We start from the raw sequence: 23193 nt of genomic DNA, 5'->3' as shown, positions 1-23193 counted from the left end.
CTGCGCCCCGCAGCGCCGCGGGGCCAGGCCTGCTCAGTCGCTGGGCAGCAGCAGGGGCAGTGGCGGGGACGGTAGCGGCGGTTCGATCGGCACGGCGGCATCGACGCGGCTGCCATGCCGTCGGAGCGCCCCCTCGATCGCGCGGCCCTCCGTCTGCACAGGCAGCAGCACCAGCCGGCCCTCCCCGTTGCGCAGGCGTTCGCGCATGTCGGCATCGATCGCGAAGCGCGCGCCGATCACACGGCCTTCGTCGTGGTCGCGCTGGAGCGGCAGTGCAATCACCGGCACGGCGTTTCCCTCCCCCGGCTCGACGTGCAATACGACCTCGGCGGTGCCGTCCGGCAGGCCCCAGGTCACGAGGTCCAGCCTTGCGTCTCCGTCAGGGCGGATCGTCAGCCGCGCTTCGCCATGATCGCTGCGCGCTTCGGCCGGTGCGTCGGAACCGCTGGACGGTGCGAACAGCAACGCGCGCAGCCTGAGCGTTTCACCGGTTGCCGCGAGTGATGTGGCAGCGGCGACCACGCCCAGCAGCAGCGTCGCGGCAAGCAGCAGTGGCTGAGCGACGCGCTGGAAGAGTGCGGATGAGATGGCAGGCCGCGGATACACGGCAATTACGCTACGCACCACACGCATGCAGGCGCGTGAAACCCCGCCCGACGACGTCGCGTGGCAACGCGTGTCCCTAGAGTCGCGTAATGGAACCGATGCGCCCGCCCGCAGCCGCGCAACCGCCCCGGCGCGACTACGCACCGATCGCGCGGGGCATCGTCGTACTCGCGCTGATCGCGCTCGCAGTCGGGGCATGGCTGCACTGGAGCTGGCACCAGCCTTTCATGCGCGTGCCGCGCACGGTGACCGAACTGTCGCAGCTTCCGGCCCCGTCGTGGCTTCCGGTCCCGGTGGACGGCGTCGAGCCAGACGACATCGCCGACACCTGGGGCGCGCCGCGCGGCCGTGACCGCACGCACGAAGGCGTCGACATCTTCGCCAAGCGCGGCACGCCGGTGCGCAGCGCCACCCGCGGCGTGGTGCTCTCGGTCCGCGACAGCGGCCTCGGCGGGCGGCAGGTCTGGGTGCTCGGACCCGGCCATGAGCGCCACTACTACGCCCACCTCGACGATTGGGCGTTCGCGCTCGCCGCGGGCGACATCGTGCAGCCCGGCAGCATGCTCGGCACCGTCGGCACCACCGGCAATGCCCGCGGCACGCCGCCGCACCTGCATTACGGGATTTACAGCGCCGGCGGCGCATTGAATCCCGTACCGCGCTTGCAGGCGGCTGGACCGTCACCGGAAGACGAAGAGCCAAGCGGCGCTGACCCGGCTCCGACCGTCATCCGCCGATGAGGCGATATTCATGATGACGGCCTAAGGTGGCCAGGCCCGGCCCCGGATCAACCGGGGCACCCCCCAACCAACCGGAGTCCCGCGATGCACCTCAAGAAGCTCCTCCTGATTGCCGGCCTGCTCTGCATCGGCCTCGTGCTGTCGGCGTGCTCGACACTCAATGCGGTCGGCGCCCTGCTCGGCAACCAGGTCACGTTCACCGCGCCCGAGCTGCAGCAGTCGCTTGATCGCCGCTTCCCGCGCGATTACGACAAGCTCGGTGGGCTGGTGTCGGTCAGCCTGATGAATCCGCGCCTGTCGATTCCGCCCGGCGCAACGCGCCTGCGGCTGGATTTCGACCTCGGCATCGCCGCGCTTGGCGGCAACAGCCGCACCCCGGACGGGCGTTTCACGCTCACCAGCGCGCTGCGCTACGATCCCGCCACGCGCGGCCTGCACCTGATGGAACCGAGCATCGAACGGGTGGACATCCCGTCGCTCGGCGGCGTCATGAACGACACCGCGCGCGGGGCGCTCAACCGCTGGCTGGTCGACTACGCCCGCGAAGAGCCCGTCTACCGTTTCGATGACAGCCTGATCGGCCGCCTGGGTTCGCGACGCATCGCGGAGACCCGGATCGAGCAGGGCCAGGTCGTCGTCCACCTCGGCAACTGAGACCACCGACAACACCATGCGCCTGAGCCGTGACCTGCTGATGTCTGCCATCCTCGCGACGCTGCTTGCCGCGTGCGGCGCGGATCAGAGCGCATCCCCGGGCGTCGCCACGCCCGACGGCATCGCGAACGAGGCACTGCCTTCGCCGGCGGGCGCCCCGGGCTCGGCGGTGACCGGCATGCCCGACGAGCCCGGCCCGAACGGGATCCGTGACCCGGACGCCGCCGTCGTCGCGCCCGAGGTTGCACTGGACGCCGACGGCAACCCGCTGCCGCCCGACGCGCCGGCAGCGGACGCGGTCGATCCGGCCACGCAGCCGCCAGCGACGTCGCCCACTGAGCCGGTTCCGGTCGACCCCGCAGCGGTGCCCACGGTCGATGCGCTTGCGGCGAGCGAAGCCGTTGCAGTGGTGCGCGAGTACCACGACGCAATCAACGGCAATGCCTACGGACGGGCCTACATGCTCTGGGGCGATGGCGGACAGGCCAGCGGCCAGTCCGCACAGCAGTTCGCCGACGGCTTTGCCGCAGTCGACGGAATGTCGGTCGAGATCGCTCCACCGACACGCGCCGATGCGGCCATGGCCCAGGTGCCGGTCACGATGACGCTGCGCCGCCGCGACGGTAGCGAGCGTCGGCTCGTCGGCCACTACGTGCTGCGCCGTGCCGACGGCGACCCGGCTGCGGGCTGGCGGATTGCCGCGGCCCGCCTGCGCGAAGGCGCGCCCTGAGCACCGCGCCAACCGGTGCGCCGCGCGTGGTCCTCGACACCAACGCGTGGCTCGATCTCCTGGTATTTCGCGATCCGCGGGCTGCACGGCTCGACCAAGCGCTGCAAAGCGGTCGCGTCGAAGCCGTCACCGACGACGCCTGCCGCGCCGAGTGGCAGCGCGTGCTCGATTACCCGCAACTGGCGTTACCGCCCGACCGGCGGCAGGCGCTGCTTGTCGAGTTCGACCGCCGCAGCAGGCCGCTGGGGAGGCGGCGCGCGCCTCGCCCGCTGCCGCGCTGCGCTGATCCGGACGATCAGAAGTTCCTCGAGCTGGCCTGGGCCTGCGAGGCGCACTGGCTGGTCAGTCGCGACCATGCCGTGCTTGCGCTCGCGCGGCGCATGCAGCGCGAGTGCGGCCTTGCAATCGTCACCCCGGAGCAGTGGAAGCCCCGGTGATCCGCATGCCGCATCGAGCGGCCCGCACCGTTCAAACCGACACGCGCGCCCCGCACGCACTCCGGTTCACAACTCGAAGCGGTACGACAGCTTCACCAGCAACTGCTCGCTGTCGCGCAGGCTGAATGCATCGGTGAACTCGTCGCGCGCATCGAACGGGCCGCCGATCTCCTCGTCGTACATCGCACCGCCCCGCACGTATGCGATGTACAGGTGCGACAGCGGGGCCAGCTCATAGCGATACCGCACCTGGAAGCCCATGTTGCGCAGTCCGATGTCACCGACGGACTCGTCGACCGCGACCGGCGTGCCGTCCGGCGCGACCCGCCAGACCTGCTCGAGTTCCGCGTCCAGGCCGATCACTTCGAGTCGAACGCGCAGCTCCTGCTTCGAATCGATAAGCCAGGTCGCGCCTGCATCGAGTGAAAGCCGGTTGGATTCGAACGTGCCCAGCCGGTTGTCCAGCGTGGCCGGGTCTTGGTCGGGGCGCCAGACCAGCCAGTCGGGGTCGTAGCGGGCCTCCATTCCGACGAACACGTTGAGCGAGTCGCTGAAATGGTAGACCGGCTCGACGGAGATCGACAGCGCGCCCTCGTCGATGCCCCCGAGTCCATCTGCTGCGTAGCGCGCATTCGCGCGCCAGCTCCAGCGGCCCTTCTGGGGGCGAAATCGTTGGACGATCGCGTACAGCTTCGGCGGTACGCGCACGGCACCGTTGCCACGCGTGATGAGGTCGTCGAACCCGTCCGTCCAACCCGAGATGTCGAACATCTGCTGGCCGCCGTCGCGACGCTCGCTGGACCAGTTGACCGCCCAGGCATCGGCGATGTGCCGGCCGCTGTTGTTCATGCGTCGCGACAATGCGCCGCGGATCTCGTGGGCGTTATATGCGGAGGTGTCAGGCAGCGCGGTCAGCCGGTGCGCGATCTCGTAGCGCGCGTAGTTGAAATCGTTGCGTTCGAGGTAGCCGAAATCGTTGAGCTGCAGCTGATCACCCAGATGCACCGCGAACAGCTGCTGGCGCCAGCCGGGCGCGAAGCTGTGGTCGATGCGCACCTGCGCGCCGGTATCGCGCACTTCGCGGCCCGACTGGTCCACCGACGAGGCCACCGCGGTGCTGCGGATGTTCCAGCGCGCGTTCGGCGCCCAGCGGTAGTCGACTTCATACACGGTCGCCTGGCGGTCGAAGAACGGCCGGTCGACATGCGTCAGCGTCGCGCCCAGGCCCTGGCTCCCGAAATCGCGCGTCACCCGGCTGGCGTAGAAATCACGGCCAACCTCGTCGCCCTCGGTCGCGGCGAACACGCCGTAATTGAAGCCCGCCATGCTGCCGTTGACCTTCAGCGCGGCGGTCACGTCGGCCGAGCCCAGCCGGTCATCGCGTGGGCCACCGACGCGGCGGGTGTAGATCAACCGGTTCGCGTTGTTGGGCGAGCCGAACGGCACGTCGAAAAAGTTCTGGTTCTCGGTGAAGAACGGCCGCTTGTCGTTGAAGAACGTCTCGACCGCGCCGAAGTTCACCACCAGCTCGTCGCTCTCGACCTGGCCGAAATCCGGATTGAGCGTCGCGCTGAGCTGGAACTGCCCGTTCGGCTTCCAGAACAGGTCGCCGCCGGCGTCGAACTCGGCGCCGCCAGCCACCATGTCCTGCACGCCGACCACGTACGGCGTGACCGCGAGCAGCGACTGGCTGAACGCCGGGATCTGGATCTTCTGGAACACCGACAGGTAGCGCGGCTCGGTGTAGATGATCGCCGGCCACGTCGACCGCTCACCGGTCGCGCCCAGCACGCGGTCGACCGCGATGCCGATCGTGCGCGTGCCGCCCTCGGCGCTGCGCATCGGCGCGGTATGCCACGGGATCAGCATTTCCGCGCTCCAGCCGGCCTCGTCCTCGGTCACGGCCGAGCGCCAGTCGCCATCCCAGTCGTTGCTGAACTGGTTTTCGTTCGTCAGCGTACCGTCCTCGACGCTGCCGGCAAGCGTGACCATGAAGTTGTAGCCGGTGCGCCCGTCACCGTTGAAGTCGACGTAGAGGTTCACGCGATCGACCGGCCCGCCCTCGTCGCGCTGGGTGCGCTGGCGCGTGCGCGGCACGCTGGCGTCCTGCAGGTTGCGGAAGCCGACCGCGAGGCCTTCGGGCGTCGCTTTGATCCAAGCCTCCGTCGGCTGCGGCGCCGGCGCGCGCGACAGCGGCTGTGTGAGACGGAAATCGGTGACGTGCTGCGCGCCCTCCCACTCGGCCGGGTCGATGCGGCCATCGATCTCGACGGCAACGGCGGCGGGTGCGGCAAGCGCGGCGAGCAGGGCGAACGGGAACGGGGTGCGCATGAAGACCTTCGGTGTGCGGCATCGCACCCGGTGGGTGCGGCGACGTCGGCGCGCCTGCGGGCGCGGCGGGGATGGCCGCGCAAGCCTAGACGCATACCCGGGCGGCGCGACTGACGGAAGTCATGCCGCGGCTTGACCCATCGTGTCCGGTTGCAGGCGCTGGCGCCGGCGGGACAGGAAACCCGCAGCCGCCGCGTTGGGCGCGGGCTGCGTCACCGGCGCGTCGCGGGGTCAGGCGCGCTTGCGGGCGGGCCTGCCGGCTTTCGAGTCTGCAGCGCTTTTCTTCGCGCCCGCGCCCTTCGTGGCCCGCGACTTCTTCGCGGCCTTGGCGGGCTTTGCAGCCGCCTTCGGCTTGCGCTTGGGTTGCAGCATCGTGCCGGTGCAGTTCTTCGCCCCGCAGCGGCACTCCCAGATCTTCTTCATGCGCGGGGTATGCGCTTCGCCGAGCGTGATGCCGTAGTTGTAGAACAGCTCGTCGCCGGGCTTGATGTTGCGGATCGCATCGATGAACACGCGGTCACGCGTGCGGTCGTCGCCCTCGGCCTCCTCGAGCACGGCCTCGCAGTTCGGTGCACAGCTGTGGTTAATCCAGCGCCCGACGTTGCCGCCGAAATTGCCATCGATCACGTACTCGTCGTTGAGCGTGAACAGAAACGTATGGCCTGATTCAGCGGCGCCGCTCTCGCCCGCGTCGACATCCTCGTGCGTCCGCAGCATGCCTCGGTACTCGATGATCCGCTCGCCCTTTTTGATGGGCACCAGGGCGAATACCCCGTTGCCGTGGATGGCGGAGCGGCGGGCGACGATCTTGCGTGGCATGCGGAAGTCCGGGCTGGTCGAGCCAGCATTCTGCCCGCGCGCCCGTGCGGCGGCTATCCATTGCACGTGAAGGCGCGCCAACAAGCGGCGGCGACGCGGCCACCAGGCGCCGGGCCGTGCTTGGCCGCAGGCGCGTGAAAACGTACAATTCCGGTACTGATTCAAAAGTGCCCGGCCATGCTGCGCGTCACCAAGCTCACCGATTACGCCACCGTCGTCATGACCGTGCTCGCCGCGCGGCCCGATGCCGTGCTCAGCGCGTCGGAACTCGCCGAGCGTGCGGGCCTTGAAGCACCGACGGTCGCCAAGCTGCTCAAGCCGCTGGCGCAGGCCGGCCTTGTCGAAGGCTTCCGCGGCGCAAACGGAGGCTATCGGCTTGCACGCCCGGCGGCGCAGATCGGCCTGATCGACATCGTCGAGGCGATGGAAGGCCCGCTGGCGATGACCGAATGCAGCGGCCACGACGGCCAATGCGGCATCGAGCACTCCTGCGGCGTACGCGCGAACTGGCGCCGCATCAACGACGTAGTGGTCGACGCGCTGCGCAGCATGACGCTGGCCCAGATGCTAGAGCCGCCTCCGCCCTCCCCTTCCAAACGGACCCGGCGCATCGATGTGCGCCTAGAACCGGTCTGAACGATAGGCAGCCACATGGCCACCGACGCGATCGAAACCCACGTTCCCAACCGCGAGATCCACGAGCAGCTCGGCCGTCGTTACGAAGCCGGGTTCACGACGGATATCGAGTCCGAATCGCTGCCTGCAGGGCTCAGCGAGGACATCGTCCGCGCGATCTCCGCCAAGAAGGGCGAGCCCGAATGGATGACCGACTGGCGCCTTGAAGCCTACCGGCACTGGCTGACCATGCCGTCGCCGGACTGGGCGAAGCTCAACATCGCGCCGATTGATTACCAGGCACTGAGCTACTACAGCGCGCCGAAGGGCCCGAAGTACGCCTCGCTCGATGAAGTGCCGCAGGAGCTGCTCGACACCTACGAGAAGCTCGGCGTGCCGCTGCACGAGCGCGCGAAGCTCGCAGGCGTTGCCGTCGATGCGGTGTTCGACTCGGTCTCCGTTGGCACGACGTTCCGCAAGGAACTCGCCGAGAAGGGCGTGATCTTCATGTCGATGTCGGAAGCGGTGCAGGAGCATCCGGAGCTCGTTCGCCAGTACCTCGGCAGCGTGGTGCCGGTCGGCGACAACTATTTCGCCGCGCTGAACTCGGCGGTGTTCTCCGACGGCTCGTTCGTGTTCATCCCGAAGGGCGTGCGCTGCCCGATGGAGCTGAGCACGTACTTCCGCATCAATGCGGTCAATACCGGCCAGTTCGAGCGCACGCTGATCATCTGCGAGGACGATGCGTACGTGAGCTACCTCGAAGGCTGCACCGCGCCGATGCGCGACGAAAACCAGCTGCATGCAGCGGTTGTCGAGCTAGTCGCGCTGGAAAACGCCGAGATCAAGTACTCGACGGTGCAGAACTGGTATCCGGGCGACGAGAACGGCGTGGGTGGCATCTACAACTTCGTGACCAAGCGCGGCGAGTGCCGCGGCGCGAAGAGCAAGATCACCTGGACGCAGGTCGAGACCGGTTCGGCGATCACCTGGAAGTACCCGAGCTGCGTGCTGATCGGCGACGACTCGGTGGGCGAGTTCCATTCCGTGGCGCTCACCCACCATCGCCAGCAGGCCGATACGGGCACGAAGATGATCCATATCGGCAAGCGCACCAAGAGCAAGATCGTCAGCAAGGGGATCAGCGCCGGCCGCGGACAGAACACCTACCGCGGCCTCGTGAAGGTCGAGCGCAGTGCCGAAGGCGCGCGTAACCACACCCAGTGCGATTCACTGCTGATCGGCAAGAAGTGCGGCGCACACACATTCCCTTACATCGAGGTCAAGCACCCGACCGCGACCGTGGAACACGAGGCGACCACATCGAAGATCAGCGAGGACCAGCTGTTCTACTGCCGCTCGCGTGGCATCTCGGAAGAGGACGCGGTGTCGCTGATCGTCGACGGCTTCTGCAAGAGCGTGTTCCGCGAGCTGCCGATGGAGTTCGCGGTCGAGGCGAAAAAGCTGCTGGAAGTCAGCCTGGAAGGGTCGGTGGGCTGATGCACCCGCGTATCCGCGAAGCTGTGGATGCCGACATCGCGCCGATGCATGTGATCCGTCTGGCCGTGCGCGAGAACACGCTGTCGGATCCGTCCTGGCTGACACCCGAGGTATATCGCACGTATCTGGCAACGGGCAGCAAGGGCTGCACCTGGGTGGCCGAACTCGACGGCCGCATCGTCGGCTTCTCGACCGCACGCCTGGGCGAGCGCGACATCTGGGCGCTGTTCGTCGATCCAGCCTGCGAGGGCTGCGGCATCGGCCGCGCCCTGCTTGATGCGGCCATCGCGTGGCTGTTCGCGCGTGGGGCGGAAGCGATCGAACTGGGCACGACGCCGGATACCCGCGCCGACCGCTTCTACCGCGCCGCCGGCTGGCAGCGCGGCGCGATGACAGAACGCGGCGACGTCATTTTCCGCCTGCCGAACCCGTCGGTGGGCGCATCTCTTTCTCTCGAGACCGCATCATGCTGAAGATCGAAAACCTGCACGCCCGCGTCGCCGGCAAGGACATCCTCAAGGGGCTGTCGCTCGAGGTTCAACCGGGCCAGGTGCACGCGATCATGGGCCCGAACGGCGCGGGCAAGTCCACGCTCGGCAACATTCTCGCGGGCCGCGAAGGCTACGAGGTGGTCGAGGGTTCGGTGACGTTCGAAGGCCGCAACCTGCTCGAGCTCGAGCCCGAGGAGCGCGCCGCCGCTGGCGTGTTTCTCGCGTTCCAGTACCCGGTGGAAATCCCGGGCGTGAACAACACCTATTTCCTGCGCTCGGCGCTCAACGCGCAACGCAAGGCGCGTGGCGAGGAGGAACTGGACTCGATGCAGTTCCTGCGTCGGGTGCGCGAGAAGCTGGCCGTGCTGCACCTGAAGGACGAGCTGCTGCACCGCGCCGTCAACGAGGGTTTCAGCGGCGGCGAGAAGAAGCGCAATGAGATCTTCCAGCTCGCGCTGCTGGAACCGAAGCTCGCGATCCTCGACGAAACGGACTCTGGCCTCGACATCGATGCACTCAAGGCGGTCGCGCACGGCGTCAACACGCTGCGCTCGCCGGACCGTGCGTTCGTGGTGATCACCCATTACCAGCGCCTGCTCGACTACATCCGCCCGGACTTCGTGCATGTGCTCGCGAATGGACGCATCGTCGAAACGGGTGGGCCGGAACTCGCGCTGGAGCTCGAGCAGCACGGCTACGAGTGGGTCAAGGACCGCATCAGCCCGGAGGCCGCGGCATGAGGGCTCCGGTTATCTACCGCGATCGCGTGGCCCCGAGGGCGGCATGAACGCGCTGATCGAATCGCTGACCGCGCCGTTCGGGCGCACGGCGGCGCAGGAAGCGGCCGGGGCTGCCGGCACTCGCCAAACAGCGCTCGATGCCGTGCTGCGCGATGGCCTGCCGCACGCGCGCCGCGAGTCGTGGCGCTATACGCCGCTCCGCGCACTCGAGCGGCGCAGGTTCGCGCCTGCCGATCAGGCACTGGTCGCATTCGACCCCGCGTTGCTCGACGGCATCCCGGCGCCGCGGCTCGTATTCGTCAACGGCCGTTTCAACGCTACGGCTTCCGACCTGTCCGCTCTCGCGGACGGTGTTTCGCTGCAGCCGGTGTCGCAGGTGCTGTCCGCCGGTGACGACAGCGCGGTGCACCTGCTGGCCGGGCAGTACGAATCGCCCGACGAGGTGTTCGCCCGGCTCAACACCGCGCTGGCCGAGGAAGGCGTCGTCGTGCGCGTCGCGGCCGGCGCGCAGGCAGCCTCGCCGCTGCATCTGGTGTTCGTCGGCGCACCCGCCGAAGGCGACAGGGCCTGGCACCTGCGCCATCTCGTCGAACTCGGCGAGCGCGCACAGCTCGAACTCGTCGAGTACCAGCTCGGCGGCGGCGAGCACCGTCACCTGCTGAACCATCTCATGCGCATCCGCGTCGGCGCGGGTGCACAACTCGGTCATTGGCGCGTGCAGGACGAGTCACACGGCGCGACGGTGGTTTCGCGCACCGACGCGATCGTTGAAACCGACGCCCGCTACCGGCGCCTCGACCTCGAACTCGGCGCGGCACTGTCGCGCCACGAACTCAACATCACGCTTTCAGGCGAGCGCGGGCAGGCCCATGCGAACGGCGCCCTGCTCGCGACCGGTCGCCGTCACCTCGACACCCGCCTCGGCATCGACCACATCGGCCGCGACAGCGCCTGCGAGCTGGTCTGGCGCGGCCTGGGCGCCGACCGCGCGCGAGCCGTGTTCCACGGCGGCATCCTGATCCGCGAAGGTGCCGACGGCACCTCGGCTTCGCTGTCGAACAAGAACCTGCTGCTCAGCGACGCGGCCGAGATCGACACGCAGCCCGTGCTCGTGATCCACGCCGACGAAGTGCAGGCCGCCCACGGCGCGACCGTTGGCCAGCTGGACCCGACTGCACTGTTCTATCTGCGCTCGCGTGGATTGCCGGCCGAGCAGGCGCGCGCGCTGCTCACTGCCGCGTTCTGCCGGGAGACGCTCACCGTGATCGACGACGCCACCGTTCGTGATGCGCTCGCGGTGCGCCTGGACGCCGCGCTCGCGCGACTGGAGCCCGCATGACCCGCAACCATCCCCACGTGTCCCGCCCGCTGCCGGAGCCGCCGCGCATCGGCCCGCCCGACTGGGCGAGCGTGCGCGCCGACTTCCCGCTGCTAGAGCGCGAGGTGCACGGCAAGCCGCTGATCTATCTCGACTCGGCCAACACCGGGCAGAAGCCGGCCGCCGTGATCGAAGCGGTCGATGATTTCTACCGGCACCACAACGCGAACGTCAGCCGCGCGGTGCATGCGCTCGGCACCGAGGCGACCGAGGCGTACGAGTCGGCGCGCAACCGGCTGGCCGCGTTCCTCAACGTGCGCAGCGACGAGCTGGTGCTGTGCAGCGGCACGACGTTCGCATTGAATCTCGTCGCCTACAGCTGGGCCCTGCCCCAGCTCAAGGCCGGCGACGCGATCGTGCTCACGCGCATGGAGCACCACGCGAACATCGTGCCGTGGCAGATCGTCGCCCAGCGCACCGGCGCGGTGATCAAGGTTGCCGAGCTCAACGAGGCGGGCGAGCTCGATCTCGAAGGCCTGTACGCACTGATGACACCCGAGGTGAAGCTGCTGGCGATGTCGCACGTGTCCAACGTGCTCGGCACCGTCAACCCGGTACGCGAGATCTGCCGCGAGGCGCGCCGGCGCGGCATCGTGACGGTGATCGACGGTTCACAGGCTGCGCCGCACCGCGCGCTCGATGTCGGTTCGATCGGCTGCGACTTCTATGCGGTCACCGGCCACAAGATGGCCGGTCCGACCGGCACCGGCGCACTGTGGGCACGGCGCGAACTGCTCGCGAGCATGCCGCCGTTCCTCGGTGGCGGCGAGATGATCAAGGAAGTGCGCTTCGAAGGCACGGTCTACAACGACGCACCCCATCGCTTCGAGGCCGGCACACCGAACATCGCCGGCTTCGTCGGGCTCGGCGCGGCGGTCGATTACCTGACCGGGCTTGGCATGGAGCACGTGGAGGCACGCGAGCAGGAACTGCTGGCGCATGCCACCGAGGCGCTCGCAGGCGTCGAAGGCCTGCGTATTTTCGGCAACGCGCGCGAGAAGGCCGCGGTGGTGAGCTTCCTCGTCGAAGGCGCACACGCACATGACCTTGCGACGTTGCTCGATCTGGAAGGCGTCGCAATCCGGTCCGGCCATCACTGCGCGCACCCGTTGATGCAGAAGCTCGGCGTGGGCGCGACCTGTCGTGCCTCGTTCGCGTTCTACAACACGCACGAGGAAATCGACGCGTTCGTGGCGGCATTGCAGAAGGTGCGCAGGCTGCTAGCCTGAGCGCTTTCCGTTCGGGGGAACGCGATGGCCGACGAGTCCGACCTGGCGTCATTGCTGCGCATGATCCGTGACCAGCAGCGCGAACAGCTTGCATTGCAAGTGCAGGCGATCGAGCTGCAGCGCGCGCACTTCGCGCTGGCCCAGAGCCAGATCGAGCGCGTTGAACGCATCAACGACCGCGCCGAAGCAATCCAGGCGCGCGCGAGCGCGACCAGCAAGGTGGCGCCGTGGGTGATCGCCCCGGCGCTCGTGTTCGCAATCGTCGCGCTGCTGTGGTCGTCGTACGCAGGGATGGTGTCGGCATGAGCGCGGCGCTGCAGTTCCGCCGTGCCGCACCCGCCGATACTGACGCAATCGTTGCGCTCGTCGAATCCGCCTACCGCGGCGACGCGAGCCGCGCCGGCTGGACCACGGAAGCCGACCTGCTCGACGGGCGGCGCACAGGCGCGGACGACGTGGCGGCCTGCATCGCAAGGCCGCGCAGCACGATCCTGCTGGCGGAGCTCGACGACGATGGCGGACGCGACCTTGTTGCGTGCGCGCACGTGGCCGATGAGGACGGGGCCGGATACTTCGGCATGTTCTCCGTCCGCCCCGGCTTGCAGGGCGGCGGCATTGGCAAGCGCCTGCTCGAGCATGCCGAGCGCTTCGTCCGCGAACACTGGAGCCTGCCGGTGATGCGCATGACCGTGATCGACGTGCGTGACGAGCTGATCGCGTTCTACGAGCGCCGCGGCTACCGACGCACCGGCATCGTCAAACCGTTTCCGTACGGCGACGAGCGCTTCGGCATTCCACGTCGGGATGACCTTCGCTTTGAAGTGCTGGAAAAGCCGCTGGGCTGAGCCGGCGCGTTAGCAGCTCCACCTCCGTTCGCTGATGCGACGAAGCATGTGTTCCGGCGCACCTGGTCGCCCAGGCGGCGGGACCTTAGAACCCCATCCACTCTTGTCCGCCGAACCCCATGACCGACTGGATCCGCGTCTGCGCCACTTCCGAACTGCTGCCGGGTGAGAGCACCGTCGCGTGGGACGGCGACACGCCGATCCTCGTGTGCAACTACGACGGCGACTTCTACGCGCTCGAGGACAAGTGCTCGCACGCGGACTTCGAGCTCTCCGCAGGCGCGTTCGACGGCCAGGATGGGACGGTCGAGTGCACGCTGCACGGCGCGAAGTTCGACGTGCGCGACGGCCGCGCCCTGTGCGCGCCTGCGTATGCGCCAGTGCCGCGCTTTCCGGTCAAGGTCGAGGACGGCGCAGTGTGGACGCGGGACGACCGCTGAGCCGCACCGCGGTGGTGGCGGCCGACGCGCGCATGGTCGCGGGGTGAGTCAGCAGAGGCCCGGACGCACCCACCCGGCACGCGACTAGCAGGCGCGGCCGTACTGTACGGGGCAAGTCGTTAAAATAACATTGCAAATGCGAATCCTTCTCACTACCATGCGCCGGCCCGCAGCGCCACCGCTGCACCGTTCTGGATGGATTCAATGCGTCATTTGCCTGCTCTTTCGCCGCTTGCCGGCGCCCTCGCCCTTGCCCTGAGTCTGCCTGCCCTCGCCGAGCCCGCACCGGCCGCCGCCGACCTCGATGCAGTCCGCGTCTATGGCCAGGCCCAGGGGTATAACGTCGATGCCACGCGCACGGCGACCAAGACGACGACGGCGCTGCGTGACGTGCCGCAGGCGGTGACGATCATCACCGAGGACCTCATCGACGACCAGGCGATGACGAGCATGGCCGACGTCGTGCGCTATGTGCCGGGCGTAGGCATGGCGCAGGGCGAAGGCCATCGCGATGCGCCGATCTTCCGCGGCAACGTCTCCACCAGCGACTTCTTCATCGACGGCATCCGCGACGACGTCCAGTACCTGCGCGACCTCTACAACGTCGAGCACATCGAGGTGCTCAAGGGCGCGAACTCGATGATCTTCGGCCGCGGTGGTTCGGGCGGCATCATCAACCGCGTGACCAAGCAGGCGAACTGGCTGGCGCACGACGAGCTCGAATTCCAGTTCGGCAGTCACGGCCGTCGCCGCGGCGTCGCCGATTTCGGTCGCCCGATCAGCCCCGACGCCGCGTTCCGCGTCGTGGCGCTGTACGAGAACTCCGATACGTTCCGCGACCACGTCGAGATCGAGCGCTTCGGCATCAACCCGACGTTCGCCGTGCGCTTCGGTGAGAACACGACGGCGACATTCGGCTACGAGTACTTCCGCGACGACCGCACCACCGACCGCGGCGTGCCGAGCTTCCAGCTGCGCCCGCTAGCGGTCGATGTCGAGACGTTCTTCGGCGATCCGGAGCTGAGCTTCAGCGACTTCGAATCGCACGCGTTCACGGCGACGGTCGAACACGAGTTCGGCAACGGCATGACACTGCGCAATGCGACCCGCATCGCGAGCTACGACAAGTTCTACCAGAACGTGTATCCGGGTGCGCCATCGATCGTAGGCGGCCAGCGGAACCTGCCGACCGTCAACGCGGACCGGACCCACCTTTTCCTGTCGGCCTACAACTCGGGCACCGACCGCGAGAACTTCTTCAACCAGACGGACCTGGTCAAGGTATTCGAAGGCAAGGTGCGCCACACCGTCCTGGTCGGCGCCGAAATCGGCCGCCAGGAAACCGACAACCTGCGCGTCAACGGCTTCTTCGCGTCGCCGGACGTGCGGCCGTGCATCGCGTCGGCTACGGCCGTCGTTGTTACGAACACCGTCTGCGTACCGCTGGCCAATGCTGACGGCCCGGTGGCGGTCACGTTCCCGCAGACCGCACCCGGGCTCGACAACACCGGCACGGCCGACATCGCTTCGGTTTACATCCAGGACCAGATCGAGTTCTCGCCGCAGTGGCAGGCGATCATCGGTGCCCGCTGGGACCGCTTCGCGCTGGACTTCACCAACAACCGCGCGAACGGCGGCACGGGCGAGCGCCTCGAGACCGGCGACGACCTGTTCTCGCCGCGCGTCGGCCTGATCTATAAGCCGAGCGAGCCGGTTTCGATCTACACCAGCTACAGCGTCGCCTACACGCCGCGGGCGGGTGAGCAGCTCAACGGTCTTGCGGCCAATACCCGCACGACCGCACCCGAGAAGTTCGAGAACCTCGAGGTCGGCGCGAAGTGGGATATCCGACCTGACCTGTCGGCGACGATCGCCGCGTACCGCCTCGACCGCACGAACGTCGTCGTGGTCAACCCGTTCAACGCGCGCGAGTCGATCCTCATCGACGGCCAGCAGACCGAAGGCGTCGAGCTCGGCATTGCCGGCCGGGTCACCGAGGCGTGGACCGTGATGGGCGGCTACGCGTACCAGGAAGGCTACACGCTGAGCACGGTCGATCCGGGTGGTCCGTCGGCCGGATTCATCGACGGACAGCTGGCCCAGCTACCGCACCACAGCGCGTCGTTGTGGAACCGCTACGACTTCAACCCGATGTGGGGCGTCGCGCTGGGCGCGGTGTACCGCGACGAGGTGTTCGCGACGACCAGCAACAGCGTCGTGCTGCCGTCGTTCACCCGCGTCGATGCGGCGGTCTACCTGACGCTGAGCGACTCGGTTCGCATGCAGCTCAACGTCGAGAACCTCTTCGACGAGACCTACTACGCGTCGGCCCACACCAACGACAACATCCTGCCCGGCGCGCCGCGCAGCGTGTACCTCGGTGTGAACCTGAGCTTCTGATCCGCGTTCGAAATCACACGTACCCAGCCTGATGAACGCCGCCGCCCGCCCCGTTCCGCTCTCCGCTGTCGGCACCCCCGCACGCCGGAAGGGGACCACGGCCTATCGATGGATGCGGCAGTTGCATCTGTGGGTCGGTGCGTGGGGGGCGATCGCGGCAGTGCTGTATGGATTCACCGGCCTGGTGATGAACAACCGCTTCGGTGACAACGCCTGGCCCCAAGGCAAAAGCGAGGAATCCGGACGGTTGGTGATCGAAGTTCCGACGTCTGCAGGCGCTTCTCCCGAAGCGCTCGCGACGTGGCTGCGCGAGGCGCGCGGGCTGGATGCCCGGGTCGTGCGCAAAGGCAAGCCGTCCGAAGGGCGGCTTGCCGGCCGCGCGGTGGTCGAACCCGCGAAGTGGAACCTCTCGGGCGGCACCGGCGGCTCGTCGTGGTCGCTGGAGTACGTGCCCGGCAACGCCACCGCCGAGGTGAAGCGATCGAGTCACAGCCCGCTCGCGGTGGTGACCCGGCTGCACAAGGGAGTCGGCGGCGGCTGGGCCTGGAACCTGCTGGCCGACAGCTTCGCGATCGGCATGGTGCTGCTCGGCCTGTCGGGCATCTGGATGTGGGCGCGCGGCCGCACCGCGAAGCAGATGCTGCTGAGCGTACTGGGCCTGTCCGGTGCAGTGCTGGCCGTCGTGCTGGGCGCCGCGTTCGGCTGATCAGTTCAAGCGAAGGGCGGTCAATCGCCCGCCGGCGTCACGCGCACCAGCAACACCTCACCGCCACCGTCGAGCACGTGCCGCAGCCGGGCGTCTCCGGCCTGCAGCACGGCGGTATCGCCGGCTGCGAGCGGCGGAAGGCCCGAGTGGTCGACAAACTCGGCCTGCCCTGCGATCAGATACACCGCCCAGGCCGTTCCGGGCTCGGCGAAGATTACCATCGGGCCCACGAGCGGCCGGTGCCACAGCATCGCGCTCACATGCTCGCGGCGCCACATCAGGTTGAAGTCGTGCGTCAGGCCGTCGACGAGCTCGCCGGTCACCTCGCGCTCGCCGGCAAAGCGCAGCCGGCCGTGCGGCGGTTCGAGTTCGTGCATCTCGCCGTCGTTGAAACGCAGGCGCACGCCATTGCCGCTGAGCAGCACGAGTTCGCGATCCACGCCCGGAAACGCCGAGAACGGCGCATCGCGTTCGATCTCGGCAATCGACAGCCGCCAGTGCCAGTCATCGCCCGATACCTGGGCATCGGGTGAGGCATCCGCGCCCACAGCCGGCAACTGCCGCCGCAGGATCTCGCGCGTCCAGCCCAGTCCATTGCGCCAGCGTTCGCGCCGGTATTCGTTGGCGGGGATGACGAACGATTCGGCGGTCGGCGTTGCAAGCATCGGGGCCATCCGTACGGGTTGCGCGCAAGTCTAGCGGCGCGTCCGTGAGCGGCCATCACGACGCCGCCACCCCGAATCCTTCCGGGGCGGCGGCCACATCCATGTCCGGGACTCCGCCCGAATGCCCGGCCTTCCATGCCGGGCCGGTGACTGCGCCGCGTCCTGCAGCGCCGTGTGGATCAGCCCTTTACCGCGGTGCGTGCGGCAGGCGCGGGCCTGCGCGTCGTGGCGGGCGCGACCTTGCGGGCCGGAGCCGCGCCGCCGCCGAGCGCGATGCGATCGCGATTCTTCTCGATCGTCTTCAGGCCGATGCCTTTGACCAGCGCGAGCTGTTCGGCGCTCTTGAACGCACCGTTCGCCTTGCGGTACGCGACGATCGCTTCGGCCTTGGACGGGCCGACATTGAGCAGAACGCGGTCGATCGTGGCGGCGTCGGCAGTGTTGATGTTGACCTTCTCGCTGGCGACGGCGCTGCCGACGAGCAGCAGCGACAGCACGAGCGAGCGGATCAGAACGGCGAGTTTCATGGCGGTCTTCCTTGAGGTGGTCGGGTGATCCGGCCTCCACGTGCTGCGGCGCCGGTGGAGACAGCTTGGCGAACGCGCACTGCGCGCGGCATCGCCTGCGCCGCCACTAGCGCATCCGGAACCGCCTCGGCCCCGGGTCGGAAAAGTCCTACCGGCAGCGCGGCGTTAAACTGGACCGCCCGCACACAAGGTCGCCCCCATGGATTCACGCCAGATCGAACAGTTCGTCTCCGGCATGTGGGACGACGAGATTGTCCCGCAGCTCGTCGACTACATCCGCATCCCGAACAAGTCGCCGATGTTCGATGCCGACTGGGTCGAACACGGCTACATGGAACAAGCCGTCGAGCTCATGGAGCGCTGGGCGCGCGCGCAGGACATCCCGGGCATGCAGGTCGAGGTCGTGCGCCTGGAAGGCCGCACGCCGCTGATCTTCGTCGAGATCCCCGCCGCGAACGGCGGCAGCAATGACGACTGCGTGCTGCTGTACGGCCATCTGGACAAGCAGCCCGAGATGACCGGCTGGGACGAGGACCTCGGCCCGTGGAAGCCGGTGATCAAGGGTGATCTCCTGTACGGCCGCGGCGGCGCGGATGACGGCTACGCGATTTTCGGTTCGCTGACCGCGGTGCTCGCGCTGCAGAAGCAGGGCCTGCCGCACTCGCGCTGCGTGATCCTGATCGAGGCCTGCGAGGAGTCGGGCAGCTACGACCTGCCGGCGTATGTCGACCACCTCGCCGAGCGCATCGGCAAGCCGTCGCTGGTGGTGTGCCTGGATTCGGGCTGCGGCAATTACGACCAGCTGTGGTGCACGACGTCGCTGCGTGGCCTCGCCGGCGGCAACCTCGTGGTGAAAGTGCTGGAGGAAGGCGTCCACTCCGGCGACGCGTCGGGCATTGTCCCATCGAGCTTCCGCCTGCTGCGCCAGCTGCTGTCGCGACTCGAGGACGAGACGACCGGCCGCATCGTGGTCGAGGGCCTGCATGCGGAGATCCCGGCCGAGCGCATCAGCCAGGCGCAGGAAGCCGCGCGCGTGCTCGACACCGCGGTGTTCGACAAATTCCCGTTCCTGCCCGGCATGACGCCGATGGCGGACGACCTGGCCGAACTCGTGCTCAACCGCACCTGGCGGCCGGCGCTGTCGGTAACCGGCGTGGACGGCATGCCGGCGCTGTCGTCGGCGGGCAACGTGCTGCGCCCGTTCACCGCGGTCAAGCTGTCGCTGCGCCTGCCGCCGACGCTGGACGGCAAGCGCGCCGGCGAGCTGTTGAAAGAGGTCCTGCTCAGCAATCCGCCGAACGGCGCGCACGTCGAACTCGAACTCGAAAAGGCCTCGGCCGGCTGGAACGCACCGGCGATGTCGCCGTGGCTGGCCAAGGCGATCGGCGACGCGAGCCAGCAGTTCTTCGGCCGGCCCGCGATGTACATGGGCGAAGGCGGCAGCATTCCGTTCATGGGCATGCTCGGCGAGAAGTTCCCGGGCGCGCAGTTCATGATCACCGGCGTGCTGGGCCCGCACAGCAATGCGCATGGTCCCAACGAGTTCCTGCACATCCCGATGGGCAAGCGCGTGACCGCATGCGTCGCGCACGTGATCGCCGAGCACCATGCAGCCAGCGAACGCGGCGAGACCCGCGGTGTGTCCGCGGTCGCCGGTGGCGAGCAGCACGGCGGACACGGCTGCTGCTGAGGTCGGATCCGGCGTCGGGATGTCCCGGCGCCGGAATGCAGGCGCGACGAGCAATTCAACCCCAACCTGAACGCTTGAACGGCCTCCACGGTCCCGCCACGCGCGCGCTGCCAGCATCGATCCAAGCCGGGATCCCCCGGTGTCCAAGTTCGAAGGAGCTGGCCATGTTCGACGGAATCTTCGGTTACATCATCGGCGGCGCGGTCATCGGCATCCTCGCGCGCTTGCTCAAGCCCGGCGCGGATCCGATGGGCTGGATCATGACGATCGTGCTCGGCATCGTCGGCGCACTGATCGGCGGCAGCATCGCCGGTGGCGGCGTGCTCGGCTGGATCGTCGCGATTATCTCGGCAATCATCCTGCTGTTCATTTACGAGCGCTTCCGCGGCCACCGCCGCGCTCCGCGCGTCTAACGCAGGTCATCACGACGGGGCGCGCCCGCTGCGGCGGGCGACGCCCCGGATGGTTTCAGTCTGCCGGTTGCAGTTCGAAGACACCGGCAGCGCAGTGGGTTTCACTGCGGATCCGGATCCACCCCTCGGCCTCCAGTCCGCGTGGATCGGCATGTGCGCGAGCGAAGAAGTCGTCCGGCAGGTCGCCGCGGAGCAGTTCGAACCCGATGCAGCGATCCCGGCCTTCGTGCTTGGCAAGGTAGGTGGCGGCATCGGCAAGGTTCATGACCGCCTCCCAGCCGAGCGCATCGCGTCGGCCCGGGAACATCGGATACACCGCGTGGCCGATGGAACAGGTCACGCGCAATGGGCCCACCTCGGTCTCGAACACGTGCTGACGGAAGCTCTCGACGATACGCATCGCCCAGGCATGTGCATCATCGCGTCCGGCCTCCTGGCCGATGACGAGCATTTCTTCCCCGCCCCAGCGCAACACGAAATCCGCCGCTCGCGAGTTGCGGCGTAGCAGGTCGGCTGCGATCTGCAGCACGCGATCGCCGATGTGGTGGCCGTGGGTGTCGTTGATGCGCTTGAAGTTATCCAGGTCCAGGTGCAGGAAGGTCAGCACCGCTGGGCTTTCGTGCCCCGGCGCATGCAGCCGGTCCAGACGCGCGAGTTCGTGCGGCAGGTGCTCGAGCAGGTAACGGCGGTTGTGCAGGCCCGTGAGCGGGTCGGTGACGCTGGCGGCCTCCAGCCTGCGGTTCAACGCTTCCAGCTCTTCATTGGCCGCTTCCAGCTGGCCGGTCCGCGTGCGCACCCGCGCTTCGAGCATCTGGCGCTGCCGGTGCAGCGCGTGCAGCCGCCAGCGCAGACCACCGGCCACGAGCAGCAGCAGCACGATCACCGCAGCGCTGCGCGCAAGCGCAGTCTCATGCCAGTGCGGACGGATGCCGAACGGGATCGCGATGGTCGGACCGCGCACGCCGTCCTCGTTGGTCGCGTACAACTCGAACGTGTACTGCCCGGCCGGCAGGTTGGTGTAGTACGCGGCACGACGCCCGTCGAACGCGCGCCATGCGGTGTCGTATCCGACAAGCCGGCCGTTGAAACGCAGCCGGTCGGCAGCGCGCATGTACAGCCCGGTGTAATCGATCTGCAGATCGCGCTCGTCGGGCGCCAGCTCGATGGCGCCGGGCTGTACGCCCGTCACGTCGATGCGCCGCTTCGGTGTGACCAGCGCCTGCAGCCGGGTCTCCGGAGGCGGCGCGAGTTCACCGGCGCGCGCGGTATCGAACACCATCAGCCCCTGCAGATCCGGGCACCAGAGCCAGCGCCCCTGCGTCAGCGCGCCCGACGCCTGGTGGCCGCCGTTGCACTGGGCCATCTGGGCCGATCCGAGATCGCCGAAGACGTCCACGTCGACGCGCGTGCGCTCACGACGCAGCAGCGCCTGCAAGGCGTCCGCTGAGATGCGGCCGACGCCACGCGGGCCCTGGTACCAGACGTCGCGACCGCCGATCAGCACCGAATGCACGTTGTCGGCATGCAGGCCTTCCTCCCGCCCCAGCTTGCGAACCTGGGTGCGGTCGACGAAGAACAGACCATCCAGGCCGGCCGCCAGCACACCGTCGCCGAACGGCGTCAGCGTGGCCGACCGCATCCGGGTCTTCGCCGGCGCCGGTGCTAGCACCCAGCGATCGCCGTCCTGGTACGCCACACCGCCCTCGTAGCCCACCCACAGCCGCCCGTCGCGGCCGCGGGCGATGCCGCTGACGCCAAAACCATTCGATGCACCCGGCAGACTGACGCGCTCGGTGCGCTCCGCCCGGCCGTCGCGGATCCGGAACAGTCCCTCAAGCGATCCCACGAGGACATCGCCGTTGTCGTCTTCGACCAGCGCGAATGTTCCGGCCTTGCCCACCTGCGGCACCCGCACCAGCCGTGAGCTGCCCGCGGGGCGGTGCACCAACTCGCTGTAGGTGCCTACCCAAAGCCCCTGTCGGCGGTCGCGTAGGATCGCGGTCACGTTCGGGTGCGGCAGGTCCTCGCCGCCAATCGCCTTCTCGAAGCCCCCCAGCCCGCCACGGTAGAGCCCATTGGGCGTGCCCGCCCACATTTCGCCGTCGGGCGCCTCGTAGACCGACCAGACCGCGCCGTCGACCAGACCGTCGCGCGCGGTGAAGCGGCGGAACCGATCGGCCCAGGAGCGGTGCAGTCCGGTCAGCTGCGTGCCGACCCAGAGATTGCGTTCGCGATCGATAAAGACGCGACCGACCCACTCGGTGGCGTCGATTCCGGGCACCACGGCGGGCTCGACATCGTGACCCGGACGGCGACGCAGCAGGCCCCGGTCGGTGCCGAACCACAACGTCCCGTCCGGCTCCTCCACCACGCTCTGCACTTCGCGCCCCGGCGCCAGCACATCGCCCTGGATCCGGCCTTCGAAATCGGTGCGGTACAGCCCGCCCAGCGTACCGAGCCACAGTCCGCCCTCGCGAGCGAGCGCGCCGGACAGCACTGCGGGAAGGTGCTTGTGCAGCGGGATGACCCGGCCCTTGCCACCGGGGTCGACCACCAGATGGAAATGCCCCAGCGCGAGTTCGGGTCGGCCTGGCGGCTGCAGCACCGTCAGCATGGGCATGCGCTTCTGCCCGAACCGGAGCGGCACGGCCTTGCGGTCCTGGGCATGGAACAGCCCATTTTCCGCGCTGACCCAGACGCCGCCCTGGGGATGCGGGCGTACGCCCAGCACGATGCCAGTGCCCTCGCCGTCGGCCTGCACCGGCACGATGCGTCCGTCGACGAACCGCGAGACGCCGGCCATCGACCCCATCCACAGCGCACCGTCGCGGTCCAGGCCCAGCGCGTTGATGACGCCGTGCCCCAGCCCGGGGTGGTCGGCCGGGGTGTAGTTGCGGAACGCCACGCCGTCGAAGCGGGCGATGCCGTCCTGCGTGCCCACCCACAGGAAGCCCGCGCGATCCTGCAGGATGGCGTTGACGGTGATCTGCGGCAGGCCTTCGGCCACGGTCCACTGCCGCCAGACCCGCTGGTGCGGCGGCAGCTCCGGCCCCTGACCGGCTGCCTGCGCGACCAGCGACAGGGCGAGCAGCAGCACACCCCATACCGCCCGCCAGCCGGCGTGACACCGGCGGCGCCTATCGGGTTGAACCTGCCTGCGACAGGGGTGCAAGGAGCGCATCACGCGATCGGCCGGGACGTCTGGGCACGATCATCACACCCCCCGCCCCGTCGTCC

Annotated in this window: 22 protein-coding genes and 1 pseudogene; 17 read left to right on the top strand and 6 right to left on the bottom strand. The window is 68.4% G+C overall.

From position 1 onward, the window contains the following. Positions 1 to 33: 33 nt before the first annotated feature. Entirely contained in the window at positions 34 to 606 is a 573-nt protein-coding gene (locus tag ACFFGH_RS13470) for a hypothetical protein (protein ID WP_386669077.1), read from the bottom strand. An 89-nt stretch (positions 607 to 695) separates the two neighbouring features. Here ACFFGH_RS13470 and ACFFGH_RS13465 point away from each other — a divergent pair, with 89 nt between their 5' ends. The 4 genes from ACFFGH_RS13465 to ACFFGH_RS13450 all read left to right on the top strand — a co-directional run bounded on the left by ACFFGH_RS13465 (position 696) and on the right by ACFFGH_RS13450 (position 3167). Continuing rightward, positions 696 to 1346, top strand: a complete 651-nt coding sequence (locus tag ACFFGH_RS13465) for a M23 family metallopeptidase (RefSeq protein ID WP_386669075.1) — start codon at positions 696 to 698, stop codon at positions 1344 to 1346. Between the two features lie 84 nt (positions 1347 to 1430). Further along, a complete protein-coding gene (locus ACFFGH_RS13460) occupies positions 1431 to 2000 on the top strand; it encodes a YceB family lipoprotein (protein WP_386669073.1) in 570 nt (189 codons plus the stop codon). A 16-nt stretch (positions 2001 to 2016) separates the two neighbouring features. After that, on the top strand, positions 2017 to 2730 hold the full coding sequence (locus ACFFGH_RS13455; protein ID WP_386669071.1) for a hypothetical protein: 714 nt from the start codon (positions 2017 to 2019) through the stop codon (positions 2728 to 2730). 26 nt (positions 2731 to 2756) lie between these two features. Continuing rightward, positions 2757 to 3167 carry a putative toxin-antitoxin system toxin component, PIN family gene (locus ACFFGH_RS13450; RefSeq protein WP_386669070.1) on the top strand — a complete coding sequence of 137 codons (411 nt, stop codon included), beginning with the start codon at positions 2757 to 2759 and terminating at the stop codon, positions 3165 to 3167. Positions 3168 to 3233: 66 nt separating this feature from the next. Here the strand turns inward: ACFFGH_RS13450 and ACFFGH_RS13445 are convergent, their stop codons facing one another. Continuing rightward, positions 3234 to 5498, bottom strand: coding sequence for a DUF5916 domain-containing protein (locus tag ACFFGH_RS13445; protein WP_386669068.1), 2265 nt, complete (start codon positions 5496 to 5498; stop codon positions 3234 to 3236). A 354-nt stretch (positions 5499 to 5852) separates the two neighbouring features. Beyond that, a pseudogene (locus ACFFGH_RS13440) lies at positions 5853 to 6317 on the bottom strand (SET domain-containing protein); the annotation flags it as partial. A gap of 177 nt (positions 6318 to 6494) precedes the next feature. Between ACFFGH_RS13440 and ACFFGH_RS13435 the strand changes: the two are divergent. The 11 genes from ACFFGH_RS13435 to ACFFGH_RS13385 all read left to right on the top strand — a co-directional run bounded on the left by ACFFGH_RS13435 (position 6495) and on the right by ACFFGH_RS13385 (position 16661). Beyond that, positions 6495 to 6953, top strand: coding sequence for an SUF system Fe-S cluster assembly regulator (locus tag ACFFGH_RS13435; RefSeq protein ID WP_386669066.1), 459 nt, complete (start codon positions 6495 to 6497; stop codon positions 6951 to 6953). Between the two features lie 15 nt (positions 6954 to 6968). Next, the gene (sufB, locus tag ACFFGH_RS13430) at positions 6969 to 8432 is read left to right on the top strand and encodes a Fe-S cluster assembly protein SufB (RefSeq protein ID WP_386669065.1); all 1464 of its coding nucleotides are present in this window, start codon (positions 6969 to 6971) and stop codon (positions 8430 to 8432) included. Then, the gene (locus ACFFGH_RS13425; protein ID WP_386669063.1) at positions 8432 to 8905 is read left to right on the top strand and encodes a GNAT family N-acetyltransferase; all 474 of its coding nucleotides are present in this window, start codon (positions 8432 to 8434) and stop codon (positions 8903 to 8905) included. Before sufB ends, ACFFGH_RS13425 begins: the two co-directional genes overlap by 1 nt. After that, positions 8899 to 9663 carry a Fe-S cluster assembly ATPase SufC gene (gene sufC, locus ACFFGH_RS13420; RefSeq protein WP_386669061.1) on the top strand — a complete coding sequence of 255 codons (765 nt, stop codon included), beginning with the start codon at positions 8899 to 8901 and terminating at the stop codon, positions 9661 to 9663. Before ACFFGH_RS13425 ends, sufC begins: the two co-directional genes overlap by 7 nt. A 43-nt stretch (positions 9664 to 9706) precedes the next feature. Beyond that, positions 9707 to 11002 carry a Fe-S cluster assembly protein SufD gene (gene sufD, locus ACFFGH_RS13415; protein ID WP_386669060.1) on the top strand — a complete coding sequence of 432 codons (1296 nt, stop codon included), beginning with the start codon at positions 9707 to 9709 and terminating at the stop codon, positions 11000 to 11002. Further along, positions 10999 to 12270, top strand: a complete 1272-nt coding sequence (locus ACFFGH_RS13410; RefSeq protein WP_386669058.1) for a cysteine desulfurase — start codon at positions 10999 to 11001, stop codon at positions 12268 to 12270. Before sufD ends, ACFFGH_RS13410 begins: the two co-directional genes overlap by 4 nt. 24 nt (positions 12271 to 12294) lie before the next feature. Next, complete coding sequence (locus tag ACFFGH_RS13405) at positions 12295 to 12576, top strand: hypothetical protein (RefSeq protein ID WP_386669056.1); 282 nt, start codon at positions 12295 to 12297, stop codon at positions 12574 to 12576. Continuing rightward, positions 12573 to 13115, top strand: a complete 543-nt coding sequence (locus tag ACFFGH_RS13400) for a GNAT family N-acetyltransferase (RefSeq protein ID WP_386669054.1) — start codon at positions 12573 to 12575, stop codon at positions 13113 to 13115. The genes ACFFGH_RS13405 and ACFFGH_RS13400 overlap by 4 nt, the downstream gene beginning before the upstream one ends. 119 nt (positions 13116 to 13234) lie before the next feature. Continuing rightward, a complete protein-coding gene (locus ACFFGH_RS13395) occupies positions 13235 to 13555 on the top strand; it encodes a non-heme iron oxygenase ferredoxin subunit (protein ID WP_386669052.1) in 321 nt (106 codons plus the stop codon). A 204-nt stretch (positions 13556 to 13759) separates the two neighbouring features. Beyond that, entirely contained in the window at positions 13760 to 15955 is a 2196-nt protein-coding gene (locus tag ACFFGH_RS13390) for a TonB-dependent receptor (RefSeq protein ID WP_386669051.1), read from the top strand. A gap of 31 nt (positions 15956 to 15986) precedes the next feature. Next, entirely contained in the window at positions 15987 to 16661 is a 675-nt protein-coding gene (locus ACFFGH_RS13385; protein ID WP_386669049.1) for a PepSY-associated TM helix domain-containing protein, read from the top strand. Positions 16662 to 16681: 20 nt separating this feature from the next. On the opposite strand, the gene ACFFGH_RS13380 is transcribed toward ACFFGH_RS13385, so the two are convergent. Both ACFFGH_RS13380 and ACFFGH_RS13375 read right to left on the bottom strand, forming a co-directional pair. Beyond that, on the bottom strand, positions 16682 to 17326 hold the full coding sequence (locus tag ACFFGH_RS13380; RefSeq protein ID WP_386669048.1) for a HutD/Ves family protein: 645 nt from the start codon (positions 17324 to 17326) through the stop codon (positions 16682 to 16684). Between the two features lie 179 nt (positions 17327 to 17505). Then, positions 17506 to 17853 carry a ComEA family DNA-binding protein gene (locus ACFFGH_RS13375; protein ID WP_386669046.1) on the bottom strand — a complete coding sequence of 116 codons (348 nt, stop codon included), beginning with the start codon at positions 17851 to 17853 and terminating at the stop codon, positions 17506 to 17508. 199 nt (positions 17854 to 18052) lie between these two features. Between ACFFGH_RS13375 and ACFFGH_RS13370 the strand changes: the two genes are divergently transcribed. Together ACFFGH_RS13370 and ACFFGH_RS13365 are read left to right on the top strand one after the other, a co-directional pair. After that, entirely contained in the window at positions 18053 to 19543 is a 1491-nt protein-coding gene (locus tag ACFFGH_RS13370) for a M20 family metallopeptidase (RefSeq protein WP_386669044.1), read from the top strand. A 164-nt stretch (positions 19544 to 19707) separates the two neighbouring features. Then, positions 19708 to 19956, top strand: coding sequence for a GlsB/YeaQ/YmgE family stress response membrane protein (locus ACFFGH_RS13365; protein ID WP_386669042.1), 249 nt, complete (start codon positions 19708 to 19710; stop codon positions 19954 to 19956). Between the two features lie 55 nt (positions 19957 to 20011). On the opposite strand, the gene ACFFGH_RS13360 is transcribed toward ACFFGH_RS13365, so the two are convergent. After that, the gene (locus ACFFGH_RS13360; RefSeq protein WP_386669040.1) at positions 20012 to 23053 is read right to left on the bottom strand and encodes a ligand-binding sensor domain-containing diguanylate cyclase; all 3042 of its coding nucleotides are present in this window, start codon (positions 23051 to 23053) and stop codon (positions 20012 to 20014) included. Positions 23054 to 23193 lie beyond the last annotated feature (140 nt).

Source organism: Lysobacter korlensis, from assembly GCF_042434515.1.
This window is presented reverse-complemented; position numbering and strand designations above follow the sequence as displayed.